Annotated in this window: 12 protein-coding genes; 5 read left to right on the forward strand and 7 right to left on the reverse strand. The window is 67.5% G+C overall.

All coding sequences use genetic code 11. The features are described 5' to 3' along the window. Positions 1–90: 90 nt before the first annotated feature. Together ACYCAX_RS17240 and ACYCAX_RS17245 are read right to left on the reverse strand one after the other, a co-directional pair. Entirely contained in the window at positions 91–429 is a 339-nt protein-coding gene (locus tag ACYCAX_RS17240) for a DOPA 4,5-dioxygenase family protein (protein WP_294976259.1), read from the reverse strand. After that, complete coding sequence (locus tag ACYCAX_RS17245) at positions 426–1,322, reverse strand: choline sulfate utilization transcriptional regulator (protein WP_460248466.1); 897 nt, start codon at positions 1,320–1,322, stop codon at positions 426–428. Before ACYCAX_RS17245 ends, ACYCAX_RS17240 begins: the two co-directional genes overlap by 4 nt. Positions 1,323–1,451: 129 nt before the next feature. On the opposite strand from ACYCAX_RS17245, the gene betC reads away from it, so the two are divergent. The 3 genes from betC to ACYCAX_RS17260 are packed head-to-tail and all read left to right on the forward strand — an operon-like array spanning position 1,452 to position 5,523. Then, positions 1,452–2,966, forward strand: a complete 1,515-nt coding sequence (gene betC, locus ACYCAX_RS17250; RefSeq protein WP_460248467.1) for a choline-sulfatase — start codon at positions 1,452–1,454, stop codon at positions 2,964–2,966. Between the two features lie 33 nt (positions 2,967–2,999). Next, the gene (locus ACYCAX_RS17255) at positions 3,000–3,956 is read left to right on the forward strand and encodes a choline ABC transporter substrate-binding protein (protein WP_460248468.1); all 957 of its coding nucleotides are present in this window, start codon (positions 3,000–3,002) and stop codon (positions 3,954–3,956) included. 7 nt (positions 3,957–3,963) lie between these two features. After that, on the forward strand, positions 3,964–5,523 hold the full coding sequence (locus ACYCAX_RS17260) for a SulP family inorganic anion transporter (protein ID WP_460248469.1): 1,560 nt from the start codon (positions 3,964–3,966) through the stop codon (positions 5,521–5,523). A gap of 158 nt (positions 5,524–5,681) precedes the next feature. On the opposite strand, the gene aroE is transcribed toward ACYCAX_RS17260, so the two are convergent. Together aroE and hemF are read right to left on the reverse strand one after the other, a co-directional pair. After that, on the reverse strand, positions 5,682–6,503 hold the full coding sequence (aroE, locus tag ACYCAX_RS17265) for a shikimate dehydrogenase (protein ID WP_460248470.1): 822 nt from the start codon (positions 6,501–6,503) through the stop codon (positions 5,682–5,684). Positions 6,504–6,666: 163 nt separating this feature from the next. Next, positions 6,667–7,581 (reverse strand): oxygen-dependent coproporphyrinogen oxidase, encoded by a 915-nt coding sequence (hemF, locus tag ACYCAX_RS17270; RefSeq protein WP_460248471.1) that lies wholly within the window; start codon positions 7,579–7,581, stop codon positions 6,667–6,669. Positions 7,582–7,763: 182 nt separating this feature from the next. Here hemF and ACYCAX_RS17275 point away from each other — a divergent pair, with 182 nt between their 5' ends. Continuing rightward, entirely contained in the window at positions 7,764–8,741 is a 978-nt protein-coding gene (locus tag ACYCAX_RS17275; protein WP_460248472.1) for an NADPH:quinone reductase, read from the forward strand. A 104-nt stretch (positions 8,742–8,845) separates the two neighbouring features. On the opposite strand, the gene ACYCAX_RS17280 is transcribed toward ACYCAX_RS17275, so the two are convergent. The 3 genes from ACYCAX_RS17280 to ACYCAX_RS17290 all read right to left on the reverse strand — a co-directional run bounded on the left by ACYCAX_RS17280 (position 8,846) and on the right by ACYCAX_RS17290 (position 11,702). Then, positions 8,846–9,403, reverse strand: coding sequence for an L-threonylcarbamoyladenylate synthase type 1 TsaC (locus ACYCAX_RS17280; RefSeq protein ID WP_015474834.1), 558 nt, complete (start codon positions 9,401–9,403; stop codon positions 8,846–8,848). A 42-nt stretch (positions 9,404–9,445) separates the two neighbouring features. Further along, positions 9,446–10,540, reverse strand: coding sequence for a DNA-processing protein DprA (gene dprA, locus ACYCAX_RS17285; RefSeq protein ID WP_460248473.1), 1,095 nt, complete (start codon positions 10,538–10,540; stop codon positions 9,446–9,448). Positions 10,541–10,676: 136 nt separating this feature from the next. Next, entirely contained in the window at positions 10,677–11,702 is a 1,026-nt protein-coding gene (locus ACYCAX_RS17290; protein ID WP_015474832.1) for a LysM peptidoglycan-binding domain-containing protein, read from the reverse strand. Between the two features lie 138 nt (positions 11,703–11,840). Here ACYCAX_RS17290 and def point away from each other — a divergent pair, with 138 nt between their 5' ends. Further along, positions 11,841–12,347 (forward strand): peptide deformylase, encoded by a 507-nt coding sequence (gene def, locus ACYCAX_RS17295; RefSeq protein ID WP_015474831.1) that lies wholly within the window; start codon positions 11,841–11,843, stop codon positions 12,345–12,347. Positions 12,348–12,384 lie beyond the last annotated feature (37 nt).

Genomic DNA, 12,384 nt, shown 5'->3' on the forward strand with positions numbered 1-12,384 from the left:
CCCCGAAAAACCGGCCAATGTCTGTCGAGCCGATGCGAAGGGCGGGCAGCATACACCGAATCGAGAATTATTATCGAATGCAAAAAAGTGTCAGCTCGTGAACTGCGAGAGGTCCAGCGGCCGCACTTCGCCCAGCCACATGGCGTAGTCGCGGTGATCGCGCAGATCGTTGCCGGTATTGGGGTGGACTAGGATCGCCAGGCCGTCGCGGTTCAGCGCCAGCCAGGGCACCAGGGTGGCGAAGGTGGCGTTGTCGAAGGCCAACTGGCAGCTCCAGTCCGGGTGCGGGCCGACCGGCCGTTCGTGGACGCGGCCCATCTTCGCGCCGAAGCGGCGCGCCGCCTCCTCGCACAGCGCGCGGGCGCGCTCGATGCTGCTCGCGTCGAAATAGACGTGGGCATGGAAGTCCTTGATCGCGGTATCAGTCATCGGTCCTGCTCCAGTTCCGCCTGCAGCCAGTCGACGAAACGCTGCACCAGGCGCATCCGCCGCTTGCGCTCGGGCAGCACGGCGTAATAGCCGAAGCGCGATTGCAGCGATCCGGCGAGGGGCCGGCACAGTAACCCCTGTTCCAGCAGTTCGTCGACCAGGTGCCGCCAGCCGATGGCCACGCCCTGCCCGGCGATGGCCGCCTGCACCAGCAGGGTGTAGTTGTCGAAGCGCAACCCGGCCGGTGCCGGTGCACCGTCGATACCCAGCGCGCGGTATACGCCGCCCCAGTCGAACCAGCGGCTGGAGGCCTCCGGCTTGAGGTGCAGCAGCGGCAGCTCGCTGAGCGCCTGCGGCGACAGCGGCAGCTCGCGGCCTTCGAGCAGGCGCGGGCTGCACACCGGGAAGACTTCCTCGCTGAACAGGCGCAACGCCTCGCCATGCTTGAAGCGCCCGTCGCCGAAGGCGATGGCCACGTCGATGTCGCTGCGCAGGGCAATCGGGCTGCGGTCGCTGCTGATCAGGCCGACGTCCAGCTCAGGATACGCCTGGCGGAAGCGCGGCAGGCGCGGCATCAGCCAGTACGCGGCGAAGGCGAAATCGGTGGCGACCTGCAGCACTTCGTGGGGATGTTTCGCGGTGACCGCGGCGATGCCGGCGTCGATGCTCTCCAAACCGGTCTGAACGTGCTGCTGCAGCACCTGTCCACTTTCGGTGAGCGCGATGCCCCGGTGGATGCGGTCGAACAGGCGCACGGCGAGGAGTTTCTCCAGGCGCTTGATCTGCTGGCTGACCGCCGGCTGGGTGGTACCCAGCTCGCCGGCCGCAGCGGTGAAGCTGAGCAGCCGGGCAGCGGATTCGAACACGCGCAGCAGTTCCAGCGGCACGCTCATGGCTTGCTCTCGCATAAGCAGGCGTTATCCGAAGCATGCTGCGCCATGCGCTTTACCCCTAATTCAGCAGCCAACAGACTCGTACCGCACAGCATCCCATAACAGCGCCAACAGGATAAACCCAACGCCATGAAGCGCCAGCGCCCGAATATTCTCTTCATCATGGCCGACCAGATGGCCGCGCCGCTCCTGCCCTTCTACGACGCCCAGTCGCCAATCAAGCTGCCCCACCTCTCGCGCCTCGCCGGTGAAGGCGTGGTCTTCGACTCGGCCTACTGCAACAGCCCGCTCTGCGCGCCCTCGCGCTTCACCCTGGTGAGCGGCCAGTTGCCGACGAAGATCGGCGCCTGGGACAACGCCGCCGACTTTGCCGCCGACGTCCCCACCTACGCGCACTACCTGCGCCGCCTCGGCTACCGCACCGCGCTGTCGGGCAAGATGCACTTCTGCGGCCCGGACCAGCTGCATGGCTACGAGGAACGCCTGACCAGCGACATCTACCCCGCCGACTACGGCTGGGCGGTGAACTGGGACGAGCCGGACGTACGCCCGAGCTGGTACCACAACATGTCTTCGGTGCTGCAGGCCGGCCCGTGCGTGCGCACCAACCAGCTGGATTTCGACGAGGAAGTGGTGTTCAAGGCGCGCCAGTACCTCTATGACCACGTGCGCGAACACGCCGGGCAGCCGTTCTGCCTGACCGTGTCCATGACCCACCCGCACGACCCCTACACCATTCCGCGCGAGTACTGGGACCTGTACCGCGACGAGGACATCCCGCTGCCCTCGGTACAGATCGCCCAGGACGAGCAGGACCCGCACTCCCGGCGGCTGCTCAAGGTGATCGACCTGTGGGGCCAGGAGATGCCCGAAGAGAAGGTGCGCGCCGCCCGCCGCGCCTACTTCGGCGCGTGCAGCTATGTCGACGCGCAGATCGGCGCGCTGCTGCGCACCCTGGAAGATTGCGGCCTGGCCGATGACACGCTGGTGGTGTTCTCCGGCGACCACGGCGACATGCTGGGCGAGCGCGGCCTCTGGTACAAGATGCACTGGTTCGAGATGGCCGCCCGCGTGCCGCTGCTGGTGCACGCGCCCAAGCGTTTCGCCGCGCATCGGGTCAGCCAGTCGGTGTCCACCGTCGACCTGCTGCCGACCCTCGTCGAGCTGGCCGGCGGGCAGGTCGAGCCCGGCGTCGATCTCGATGGCCGCTCGCTGCTGCCGCACCTGCAAGGCGTCGGCGGCCACGACGAAGTGATCGGCGAATACACCGCCGAAGGCACCGTCAGCCCGCTGATGATGATCCGTCGCGGCGACTTCAAGTTCATCTACTCCGAGCAGGACCCGTGCCTGCTGTTCGACGTCGCCAACGATCCGCGCGAGCTGCGGAACCTCATGGCGTCGCCGGCCCACGCCAACCTGGTACGCGACCTGCTGGGTGAAGCCCGCGCGCGCTGGGATGTGCCAGCCATCACCCGGCAAGTACTGGCCAGCCAGCGCCGCCGCCGACTGGTGGCCGACGCGCTGGCTCACGGCACGCTGAAAAGCTGGGATCACCAGCCCCTGGTCGACGCCAGCCAGCAGTACATGCGCAACCACATCGACCTCGACGATCTGGAGCGCCGCGCCCGCTATCCGCAACCGTAACGACAACCACAACACGCCGAAGGGGATGGGAGCATGAAGAAGCTAATCACCGTACGACGCTTCACCACACAAGAAGCAGCCGCATTATTGCTGGCCGGCGCGCTCGCGCTGGGCAACTCGCAGGCATGGGCCGAGGATGAAGCCTGCAGTACGGTGAAGCTGGCCGATCCGGGCTGGACCGACATCGCCGTGACCAACGGCGTGGCCGCCTTCCTGCTCGAAGGCCTGGGCTACACCGTGAAGATCGACACCCTCTCGGTGCCCATCACCTACGGCGGCCTGCGCGATGGCCAGGTGGATGCCTTCCTCGGCAACTGGATGCCGGCGCAGCAGGGCTTTTACGACCAGTTCATCGCCAGCAAACAGGTCACCCAACTGGCGAAGAACCTCCAGGGCACCGAGTTCACCCTGGCCGTGCCGACCTACGTGTGGAACGCCGGGGTGAAGACCTTCGCCGACCTCGACCAGCACGCCGAGCAGTTCAACAGGAAGGTCTACGGCATCGGCTCCGGCGCGCCGGCCAACCAGTCGATCCAGAAGATGATCGACGGCGACGAGTTCGGCCTGGGCGACTGGAAGCTGGTGGAGTCCAGCGAACAGGCGATGCTCGCCGAGGTCGGCCGCGCGGTGAAGCGCGAGCGCTGGGTGGTGTTCCTCGGCTGGACGCCGCACCCGATGAACGTGAAGGTCGACATGAAGTACCTCACCGGCGGCGAGAAGTACTTCGGCAGCACCGGCAGCGTGTTCACCGTGACCCGCAATGGCTACACCGAGCAGTGCCCGAACAGCGGCAAGCTGCTGGCCAACCTGTCCTTCGACCTGCCGATGGAGAACGCCATCATGGCCGAGGTGCTGGAGAACAACGTGAAGAACCCCGACGCGGTGAAGGCCTGGATCAAGGCCAACCCGCAGAGCCTCGACACCTGGCTGCAAGGCGTGAAGACCCGCGACGGCGGCGACGCGCTGGCCGCCGTGAAGGCCAGGCTGTAGGCCGTCGATGGAGCGCCTGATCCGCCTGCTGCCGTTCCTCGCCTGGCTACCCCAGGTCACCGGCCGCGATCTTCGCCGCGACCTGGGCGTCGGCCTCTCCGGCGCGGTGCTCGCCCTGCCGCAGTCCATGGCCTACGCGTTGATCGCCGGGTTGCCGGCGGAATACGGGCTCTACGCGGCGATGCTGCCGGTGCTGATCGCCTGCCTGTGGGGCTCGTCGAAGCACATGGTCGGCGGGCCGACGGCGGCGATCTCGGTGGTGCTGTTCACCGCCATCGCCCCGCTGGCGCCGCCGGGCAGCGCGCCGTTCATCCACTACGCGCTGCTGCTGACCTTCCTCGCCGGGCTGTTCCAGTGGCTGCTGGGCATGCTGCGCTTCGGCGTGCTGGTGAACTTCGTCTCGCACTCGGTGCTGCTCGGCTTCACCTGTGGCGCCGCGCTGGTGATCGTGATCGGCCAGTTGCCCTACCTGCTCGGCATCAGTGCAGCGGGGCAGGGGACGGCGCTGACCAGCGCTGCCGCGCTCTGGTGGAAGCTGCCGCAGTTCCACGGGCCATCGCTGCTGGTGGGACTGTTCAGCCTGGTGCTGAGTCTGCTCGTGAAGCGCCTGTGGCCGCGCGGTCCGGCATTGCTGGTCGGCCTGTTCGGCGCCGGCGCGCTGGTCTGGGCGATGCCGACGACCTTTGCCGAGGTGGCCAGGGTGGCTGCCTTCCGCAGCGCGCTGCCACCGTTCAGCGCATTGTCGTTCGACCTCTCCGCCCTCGCCCAGTTGCTCCCCGCCGCCGTGGCCTGCGGCATGCTCGGGCTGGTCACCAGCCTGTCGATTGCCCGCGCCCTGGCGGCGCGCTCGCACCAGGCGCTGGACGCCAACCAGGAAGTGCGCGCGCAGGGGCTGTCCAACCTGATCGGGCCGTGGCTGTCCGGCACCCTGTCCGCCGGCTCCTTCACCCGCTCCGGAGTGAATCAGGATGCCGGGGCGCGCACGCCGCTGGCCGGAGTCTTCTCGGCGCTGTGGGTCGCGCTGCTGGCAGTGGCCGGCGCCGGCCTGATCACCCATATCCCGCTGCCGGCGATGGCCGCCGGCATCCTGCTGATCTGCTGGAACCTGGTGGATCGCCCGGCCCTGCGCGCACTGTGGAAAGGCAGCCGCGCGGAATCCCTGGTGATGCTGCTGACCCTCGCCGCCACCCTGCTGCTGCCGCTGCAGAACGCCATCTACGCCGGCGTGCTGGCCTCGCTGTTCTTCTACCTCAAGCGCACCTCGCAGCCGCGCGTGCAGCAGTGGGAGAAGGAGGACGAGGCAGTGTTGCGCATCGAAGGCTCGATCTTCTTCGGCGCCTGCGACTACCTGCAGAAACTGATGCAGCACAGCCGTGGCGAACGCCTGGTGCTGGACGCCCACCACGTGAACTTCATCGATTTCGCCGGTGCGCAGATGCTCCAGCAGGAAGCCCGCCGCCTCGCCAGCGAAGGCCGCAGCCTGGTGCTGCGCAACGCCCGGCCACGGGTGCGCGCGGAGCTGGAAAAGCAGATGGGGAAGGGTGGGACGTTGCTGGTCGAGGAGTGAGGCACGATTGAGGGGTATTGCTGCGTTGCTCACCCTCCTGCGCAAAGCCTGACGGATCTTCGTAGGAGCGAGCTTGCTCGCGAACAGATACTCCGGGTGACGTCGCGGTTGGGCGTTGGTTCGCGAGCAAGCTCGCTCCTACAAGAGCCTGCGCGAAATCAGCCCTTGAGCTGACGGCGCAACTCGTCCAGCACCGGCGCCGAATCCGGGCGTACGCCGCGCCACAGCAGGAAGGCTTCCGCCGCCTGCTCGACCAGCATGCCCAGCCCGTCGATGCAGCGCGCCGCACCCTGTTCGGCGGCCCAGCGGTTGAAGGCCGTCACGTCCTTGCCGTACATCATGTCGTAGCAGACGGTATGCCCCGGCTTGATCAGCGAAGGATCGATGGGCGGCAGCTCGCCAGCCAGGGAAGCCGAGGTGCCGTTGACGATCAGGTCGAAGGGCTCGGCGCGCAGGTCGAAACCGCCACCGCTCACCGGGCCCAGGTCCTTGAAGGCTTCCGCCAGCTGTTCGGCCTTGGCCGCCGTGCGGTTGGCGATGACGATGCAGGCCGGCTGCTGGCCGAGGAAGGGTTCGAGGATGCCGCGCACCGCGCCACCGGCGCCCAGCACCAGGATGCGCGCGCCGCGCAGGGCGACGCCGTGGTTCACCGTGAGGTCGCGGGTCAGCCCGGCGCCGTCGGTGTTGTCGCCCAGCAGACCGCCGCCTTCGAGCTTCTTCAGGGTATTCACCGCACCCGCCCGGCGGGCGCGTTCGCTCAGCTCGGTGGCCAGGCGATAGGCCTCTTCCTTGAACGGCACGGTGACGTTGCCACCCAGCCCCTCGGCGAAGAACTCGCGGGCATTCCCGGCGAAGTCCTCCAGCGGCGCCAACCGCGCGTCATAGCTCAGCGCCTGGCCGGTCTGCTCGGCGAACAGACGGTGGATCTGCGGCGACTTGCTGTGGCCGATGGGGTTGCCGAAGACGCAGTAGCGGTCCATGGAAAGTCCTGGGACGAGAGGATCGGAAGGGCGGAGAGCTTGCCGGTTTTTCTGCCGTCGTGCCAGGCGGGTTCGCGAGCAAGCTCGCTCCTACGAAGAGCGACCCGGCTCGCAGGCTTTTTGTAGGAGCGAGCTTGCTCGCGAACCGCCTCGGGAACGAACGTCAGGCCTGGGCCAGCCAGTCCCGATCGGTGAGGAAATACTCGGTCAGACGCGCTTCCTCGCTGCCCGGCTCGGGTTTCCAGTCGTAGCCCCAGCGCACCTGCGGCGGCAGCGACATGAGGATCGACTCGGTGCGCCCGCCCGACTGCAGGCCGAACAGGGTGCCGCGGTCGTAGACCAGGTTGAACTCGACGTAGCGGCCGCGACGGAAGGCCTGGAACTCGCGCTGCTGCTCGGTGTAGGGGGTGTCCTTGCGCTTGCGCACGATGGGCAGGTAGGCGTCGATGTAGGCATCGCCGATGGCACGCAGGAAGGCGAAGCTGGTGTCGAAGTCCCACTGGTTCAGGTCGTCGAAGAACAGGCCGCCGACACCGCGCGGCTCGTTGCGGTGCTTGATGTGGAAGTAGCGGTCGCACCACTCCTTGTAGCGCGGGTAGACGTCCTCGCCGAAGGGCGCGCAGGCGTCGCGGGCGACCTGGTGCCAGAGCACGCAGTCTTCCTCGTGGGCGTAGTAGGGCGTCAGGTCGAAGCCGCCGCCGAACCACCAGACCGCATCCTCGCCTTCCTTCTCGGCGATGAAGAAGCGCACGTTGGCATGTGAGGTCGGCACGTGGGGGTTGGTCGGGTGGATCACCAACGACACGCCCAGCGCCTGGAAGCCGCGCCCGGCCAGTTCCGGGCGGTGCGCGCTGGCGCTCGGCGGCAGGCCGGCGCCGAACACGTGGGAGAAGTTCACGCCGCCCTTCTCGATCAGCGCGCCGTCACCGATCACCCGCGTCCGACCACCGCCGCCCGCTGGCCGCTGCCAGGCGTCCTCGACGAAACGGGCGCTGCCGTCCTCGGCTTCGAGTGCGGCGCAGATGCGGTCTTGCAGGTCGAGCAGGTAGGCCTTCACGGCCTCGATGCGGTCGGTCACGAGAATCACCTTGGAGCGGGAAAGCCACGCGTGGCGCGGGCCGGAGCGGGGTTCAGGTACGAAAACGGGGGCAAGCATACCATCGCCGCCGGCAAAGCTGGTCTTGACGCCCGTCATGCGTGCGGCTTGGATGAAAGTCTTTTCCCCGGCGAGGCAGCGCCTCGCGCCATCAGGAGAGCGACATGGCCAAACGTGTTCAATTCGCCAAGACCGGCGGCCCGGAAGTCCTCGAAATCGTCGACTACACCCCGGCCGAACCCGGCCCGAACGAGGTGCGGGTGCGCAACCGCGCCATCGGCCTGAACTTCATCGACACCTATTACCGCAGCGGCCTGTACCCCGCGCCGAGCCTGCCTTCCGGGGTCGGCACCGAAGGCGCCGGCGAGGTAGAAGCAGTGGGCAGCGCGGTGACCAACGTGAAGGTCGGCGACCGCGTCGGCTACGCCACCGGCCCGCTCGGCGCCTACAGCGAGCAGCACACGCTGCCCGCGGCCAGCGTGGTGAAGCTGCCGGATGCGATCACCTTCGAGCAGGCCGCCGCGGTCATGCTCAAGGGCCTGACCGTGCAGTACCTGCTGCGCCAGACCTATAACGTGCAGCCGGGCCAGACCATCCTCTGGCACGCGGCGGCCGGCGGCGTCGGGCTGATCGCCTGCCAGTGGGCGAAGGCCATCGGCGCGCACCTGATCGGCACCGTGAGCTCCGCCGCCAAGGCGGAGCTGGCGAAATCCCACGGCGCCTGGGAAACCATCGACTACAGCCACGAAAACGTGGTCGAGCGCGTGCTCGCACTCACCGACGGCAAGAAGTGCCCGGTGGTCTACGACTCGGTGGGCAAGGACACCTGGCTGACCTCGCTGGACTGCACCGCCCAGCGCGGCCTGGTGGTGAGCTTCGGCAACGCCTCCGGCCCGGTGGACGGGGTGAACCTGGGCATCCTCTCGCAGAAGGGCTCGCTCTATGTCACCCGGCCGACGCTGTTCGGCTACGCCAGCACGCCGGAGCGTCTGCAGGCGATGGCCGACGATCTGTTCGGCATGATCACCAGCGGCAAGGTGAAGGTGGAGATCAACCAGCGCTTTGCCCTGGCCGATGCGGCCAAGGCGCAGGCCGAGCTGGCCGCGCGGCGCACTACCGGGTCAACCATCCTGCTGCCCTGATCCGGAAAGCGTTCGCGAGCAAGCTCGCTCCTACAGGGTGCACCGGTACCGCTCTTCGTAGGAGCGAGCTTGCTCGCGAACCGCATTGCACCGCGTTATGGGACTTACGAAGGACGCACGGTCTCGCCGGTACGCAGATCGCGAATCAGGCTCGGATTGCGCCGCCCACCCAGGGCGCCGCCGAGCACACCGTCCAGTTCATCGTGGAAGTACTGCTCCACGCGCAGGCGGCTGCGGGCGGCCGGGCGGCCGGCCGGGTTGGCGGACGTGGAGATCAGCGGGCCGGTGTACTGGCACAGCTCGCGCACCAGCGGATGGTCGGTGACGCGCAGGGCAACGGTCTCGAACTGGCCTGTCACCCACTCGGGGAGACGGTCCTGGTGCGGCACCAGCCAGGTGTTCGGGCCGGGCCAACTGGCGGAGAGCTTCTCCTGCCAGGTTTCCGGAAGGTCTTCCAGCAGGAAGTCGAACTGCTGGATGTCGGCAGCCACCAGGATCAGGCCCTTCTCCACCGGACGGGCCTTGATCGCCAGCAGGCGGTACACCGCATCGGCGTTCCACGGGTCGCAGCCCAGGCCCCAGACGGCTTCGGTCGGATAAGCGATCACACCGCCATCGCGGACGACCTGGGCCACGCGCTGGGTACGCCAGTTGCTGTACATCGGGAATTCCTCGGATCTGCGAATGCGCGGCAGTTTACGTGCTCAGGGGGCACGATGCACCCAGACGCCGGCCTCGCAGGCCACCCGTCCATCCAGCTCCAGTTCGGTCAACGCCGCCAGCACCTCGGGCAGCTCCAGGCCGCTGCCCAGCGCCAGTTGCTCGCTGCTCTGCGGCGCGGCCCGCAGCAGGTCGACCAGCGGATGCGGCGGCCCTTCCGCCACGGTCCGCAGCGGCGCCCCGCCCTGGGTCCAGCCGCGCAGGCCTTCGAGGATGTGCTCGACACATTCCACCAACGTCGCGCCCTGGCGGATCAGTTCATGGCAGCCGCGCGCGCCGGGATGATGGATCGAACCCGGAATCGCATAGACCTCGCGGCCCTGCTCGACGGCCAGCCGCGCGGTGATCAGCGAACCGCTGGAGGGGCTGGCCTCCACCACCAGCACGCCCAGCGACAGACCGCTGATGATGCGATTGCGGCGAGGGAAGTTCGCCGCCTGGGGCGGGCACTGCAAGGGCAGTTCCGACACCAGCGCGCCGCCCTGTTCGACGATGCGCCGCGCCAGCCCGACGTGCCGGCGCGGGTAAAGGTGCTCGATGCCGGTGCCGAGTACCGCCACGGTGCCGCCCGCCGCCTCCAGTGCGCCTTCGTGGGCGGCGCCGTCGATGCCCAGCGCCAGGCCGCTGGTAATTACGAAGCCACCGCCCGCCAGGCTGCGGGCGAAGGCCCGCGCCGTGTCGAGCCCCGGCTTGCTGGCACGGCGGCTGCCCACCACGGCCAGTTGCGGACGCTCCAGCAACGCCACCGCGCCGGCCACGAACAACAGCGGCGGCGCATCCGCCAGCTCGGCCAGCAGGGCGGGGTAGGCGGGGTCGTCCCAGGCCAGCAGGTGATGGCTGGGGTCCTCCAGCCAGCGCAGCGCGGCGGCGGCCTGCTCGCGGATGCCGGCTTCCCTGCGCTGCTCGGCCGACGCCTGCGACAGGCCCAGCGAGCGCCAGGCAGCGGCGGGCGCGCTCAGGGCGGCGGAGGCGGAACCGAACGCCGACATCAAGCGCCGGAAGCGTCGGGGGCCCAGTTCGGGCAGCGCGTGCAGGCGCAGGCGCGCCTCGGATTCGGCGGGAGAGACATCGACGGGCATGGCGGCAGTCCTTTGCGGCGAACGGGAAGGGTTCGCCTGACTGTGCCGTTCGCGGCGCGCCACCGCAGTCGGACCGTTCCGAAACACGCCCATAAAAAACCCCGCCGAAGCGGGGTTTTCAGGCGCCGGGGCGAACTCAGGGGTTCTGCACCCGGTCGTTCACTTCCAGCGAACGGCTGGCGGTCAGCACCAGGCCGTAGCTCAGGCGGTTGTAGGTGCGGAAGACCATCACCAGGCCCGAGCGCTCGTCCGGGATCTTCACCATTTCATCGGTCACGCGGTCACGCACGGTTTCGCCCAGCTTGTAGATCGCCAGCACGTTGCCTTCGGCCAGGCCGTCGCGGGAGCCCTTGTCGATGGTCACCACATCGAACTTGCCGATCTGCGTCACGCCGCGCGGCACGTCGATGATGGTGCCCTTGACCGGCGTGCTCGGCTCGCTGGGCATGAAGGTCGAGGTGATGGCGCGTTCCTCGGTGGGGAACAGGCGGTCGCCCGGACGGACTTCCTGGGTGGTGCGGGTCAGGGCGAGGGTGGCGATGTCGTCTTCCTTCGCAGTGACGTTGGCGCCACCGACGTCCATCGCGTCGATGCCGAGCACTTCGTTGGTGTCCGGATCGGTGTAGACCTTGGCCTGGCGGAAGATGCCGTAGCTGTTCTCTTCGGTCAGCGACTCGCCGCGGGCATAGGCACGGTCGCCGGCGCCGCTGATCACACTCTCCTGGTCACCCGCCACCACGTAGGGGGCCTTGGTGAAGTCGTCGGCGCTGTCGACGATGCGGTTGGAGAGCAGGAAGGCGTTGATCTTGTCCAGCGGAATGGTCGGGATCGCTTCGGCGATCGGGGTGCTGCGTACCCGCGGCGACAGCTTGATGGTGCCGCGCGACTCGCCGCGGTTGAGCACCAGGCGTGGCTGGCCGTCGATGTACGTAAGACTCAGGACGTCACCCGGATAGATCAGGTGCGGGTTCTGAATCTGCGGATTCACGTGCCAGATTTCCGGCCACTTCCACGGCTTGCTGAGGAACTTGCCGGAGATGTCCCAGAGGGTGTCGCCCTTCACTACGGTGTAGCGATCCGGATGGCCTTCCTTGAGCTGCACGGCAGCCTGAGCCACCCCGCCTGCGGCCAGCAGCAGCAGGGCGAGTAGTGTTTTCCTCATGCGGTGAATCCCTTTATTATGTGTACACATGAAACGCCTGGAAGCCGCCCCTACCGCGCTTTCCAGCCGTTTTTCGATGCTGCTCAGCATATTAGCAGTCGATTTTGACTTTATTCCACAAGTGCATCACAAACGCATATGGCCATTCTGAACATTCTCGAATTTCCCGATCCGCGCCTGCGCACGATCGCCAAGCCGGTCTCGGAGGTCGATGACAGCGTTCGCCAGCTGATCGACGACATGTTCGAGACCATGTACGAGGCCCCCGGCATCGGTCTGGCCGCCACCCAGGTGAACGTGCACAAGCAGATCATCGTGATGGACCTGTCCGAGGACAAATCCGAGCCGCGCGTATTCATCAACCCCGAGCTGGAAGAGCTGACCGAAGAGAAAGGCCCTTACCAGGAAGGCTGTCTGTCGGTGCCCGGCTTCTACGAAAATGTAGATCGCCCCCTGCGCGTGCGCATCAAGGCGCTGGGCCGCGACGGCAAGCCGTTCGAGGAAATCGCCGAGGACCTGCTCGCGGTGTGCATCCAGCACGAGTGCGACCACCTGAACGGCAAGCTGTTCGTCGACTACCTGTCCAACCTCAAGCGCGACCGCATCCGCAAGAAGCTGGAAAAGCAGCACCGGCAACAGGCGTAACCCCCAATCCCCAAAGGCTTGCCCCGGCAAGCCTTTT

This window comes from Pseudomonas sp. MT3 (assembly GCF_054720805.1).

Coding starts and splice junctions, on each gene's coding strand:
- ACYCAX_RS17240 (WP_294976259.1), bottom strand. CDS start 429: ATGACTGATACCGCGATCAAGGACTTCCATGCCCACGTCTATTTCGAC.
- ACYCAX_RS17245 (WP_460248466.1), bottom strand. CDS start 1,322: ATGAGCGTGCCGCTGGAACTGCTGCGCGTGTTCGAATCCGCTGCCCGG.
- betC (WP_460248467.1), top strand. CDS start 1,452: ATGAAGCGCCAGCGCCCGAATATTCTCTTCATCATGGCCGACCAGATG.
- ACYCAX_RS17255 (WP_460248468.1), top strand. CDS start 3,000: ATGAAGAAGCTAATCACCGTACGACGCTTCACCACACAAGAAGCAGCC.
- ACYCAX_RS17260 (WP_460248469.1), top strand. CDS start 3,964: ATGGAGCGCCTGATCCGCCTGCTGCCGTTCCTCGCCTGGCTACCCCAG.
- aroE (WP_460248470.1), bottom strand. CDS start 6,503: ATGGACCGCTACTGCGTCTTCGGCAACCCCATCGGCCACAGCAAGTCG.
- ACYCAX_RS17275 (WP_460248472.1), top strand. CDS start 7,764: ATGGCCAAACGTGTTCAATTCGCCAAGACCGGCGGCCCGGAAGTCCTC.
- ACYCAX_RS17280 (WP_015474834.1), bottom strand. CDS start 9,403: ATGTACAGCAACTGGCGTACCCAGCGCGTGGCCCAGGTCGTCCGCGAT.
- dprA (WP_460248473.1), bottom strand. CDS start 10,540: ATGCCCGTCGATGTCTCTCCCGCCGAATCCGAGGCGCGCCTGCGCCTG.
- ACYCAX_RS17290 (WP_015474832.1), bottom strand. CDS start 11,702: ATGAGGAAAACACTACTCGCCCTGCTGCTGCTGGCCGCAGGCGGGGTG.
- def (WP_015474831.1), top strand. CDS start 11,841: ATGGCCATTCTGAACATTCTCGAATTTCCCGATCCGCGCCTGCGCACG.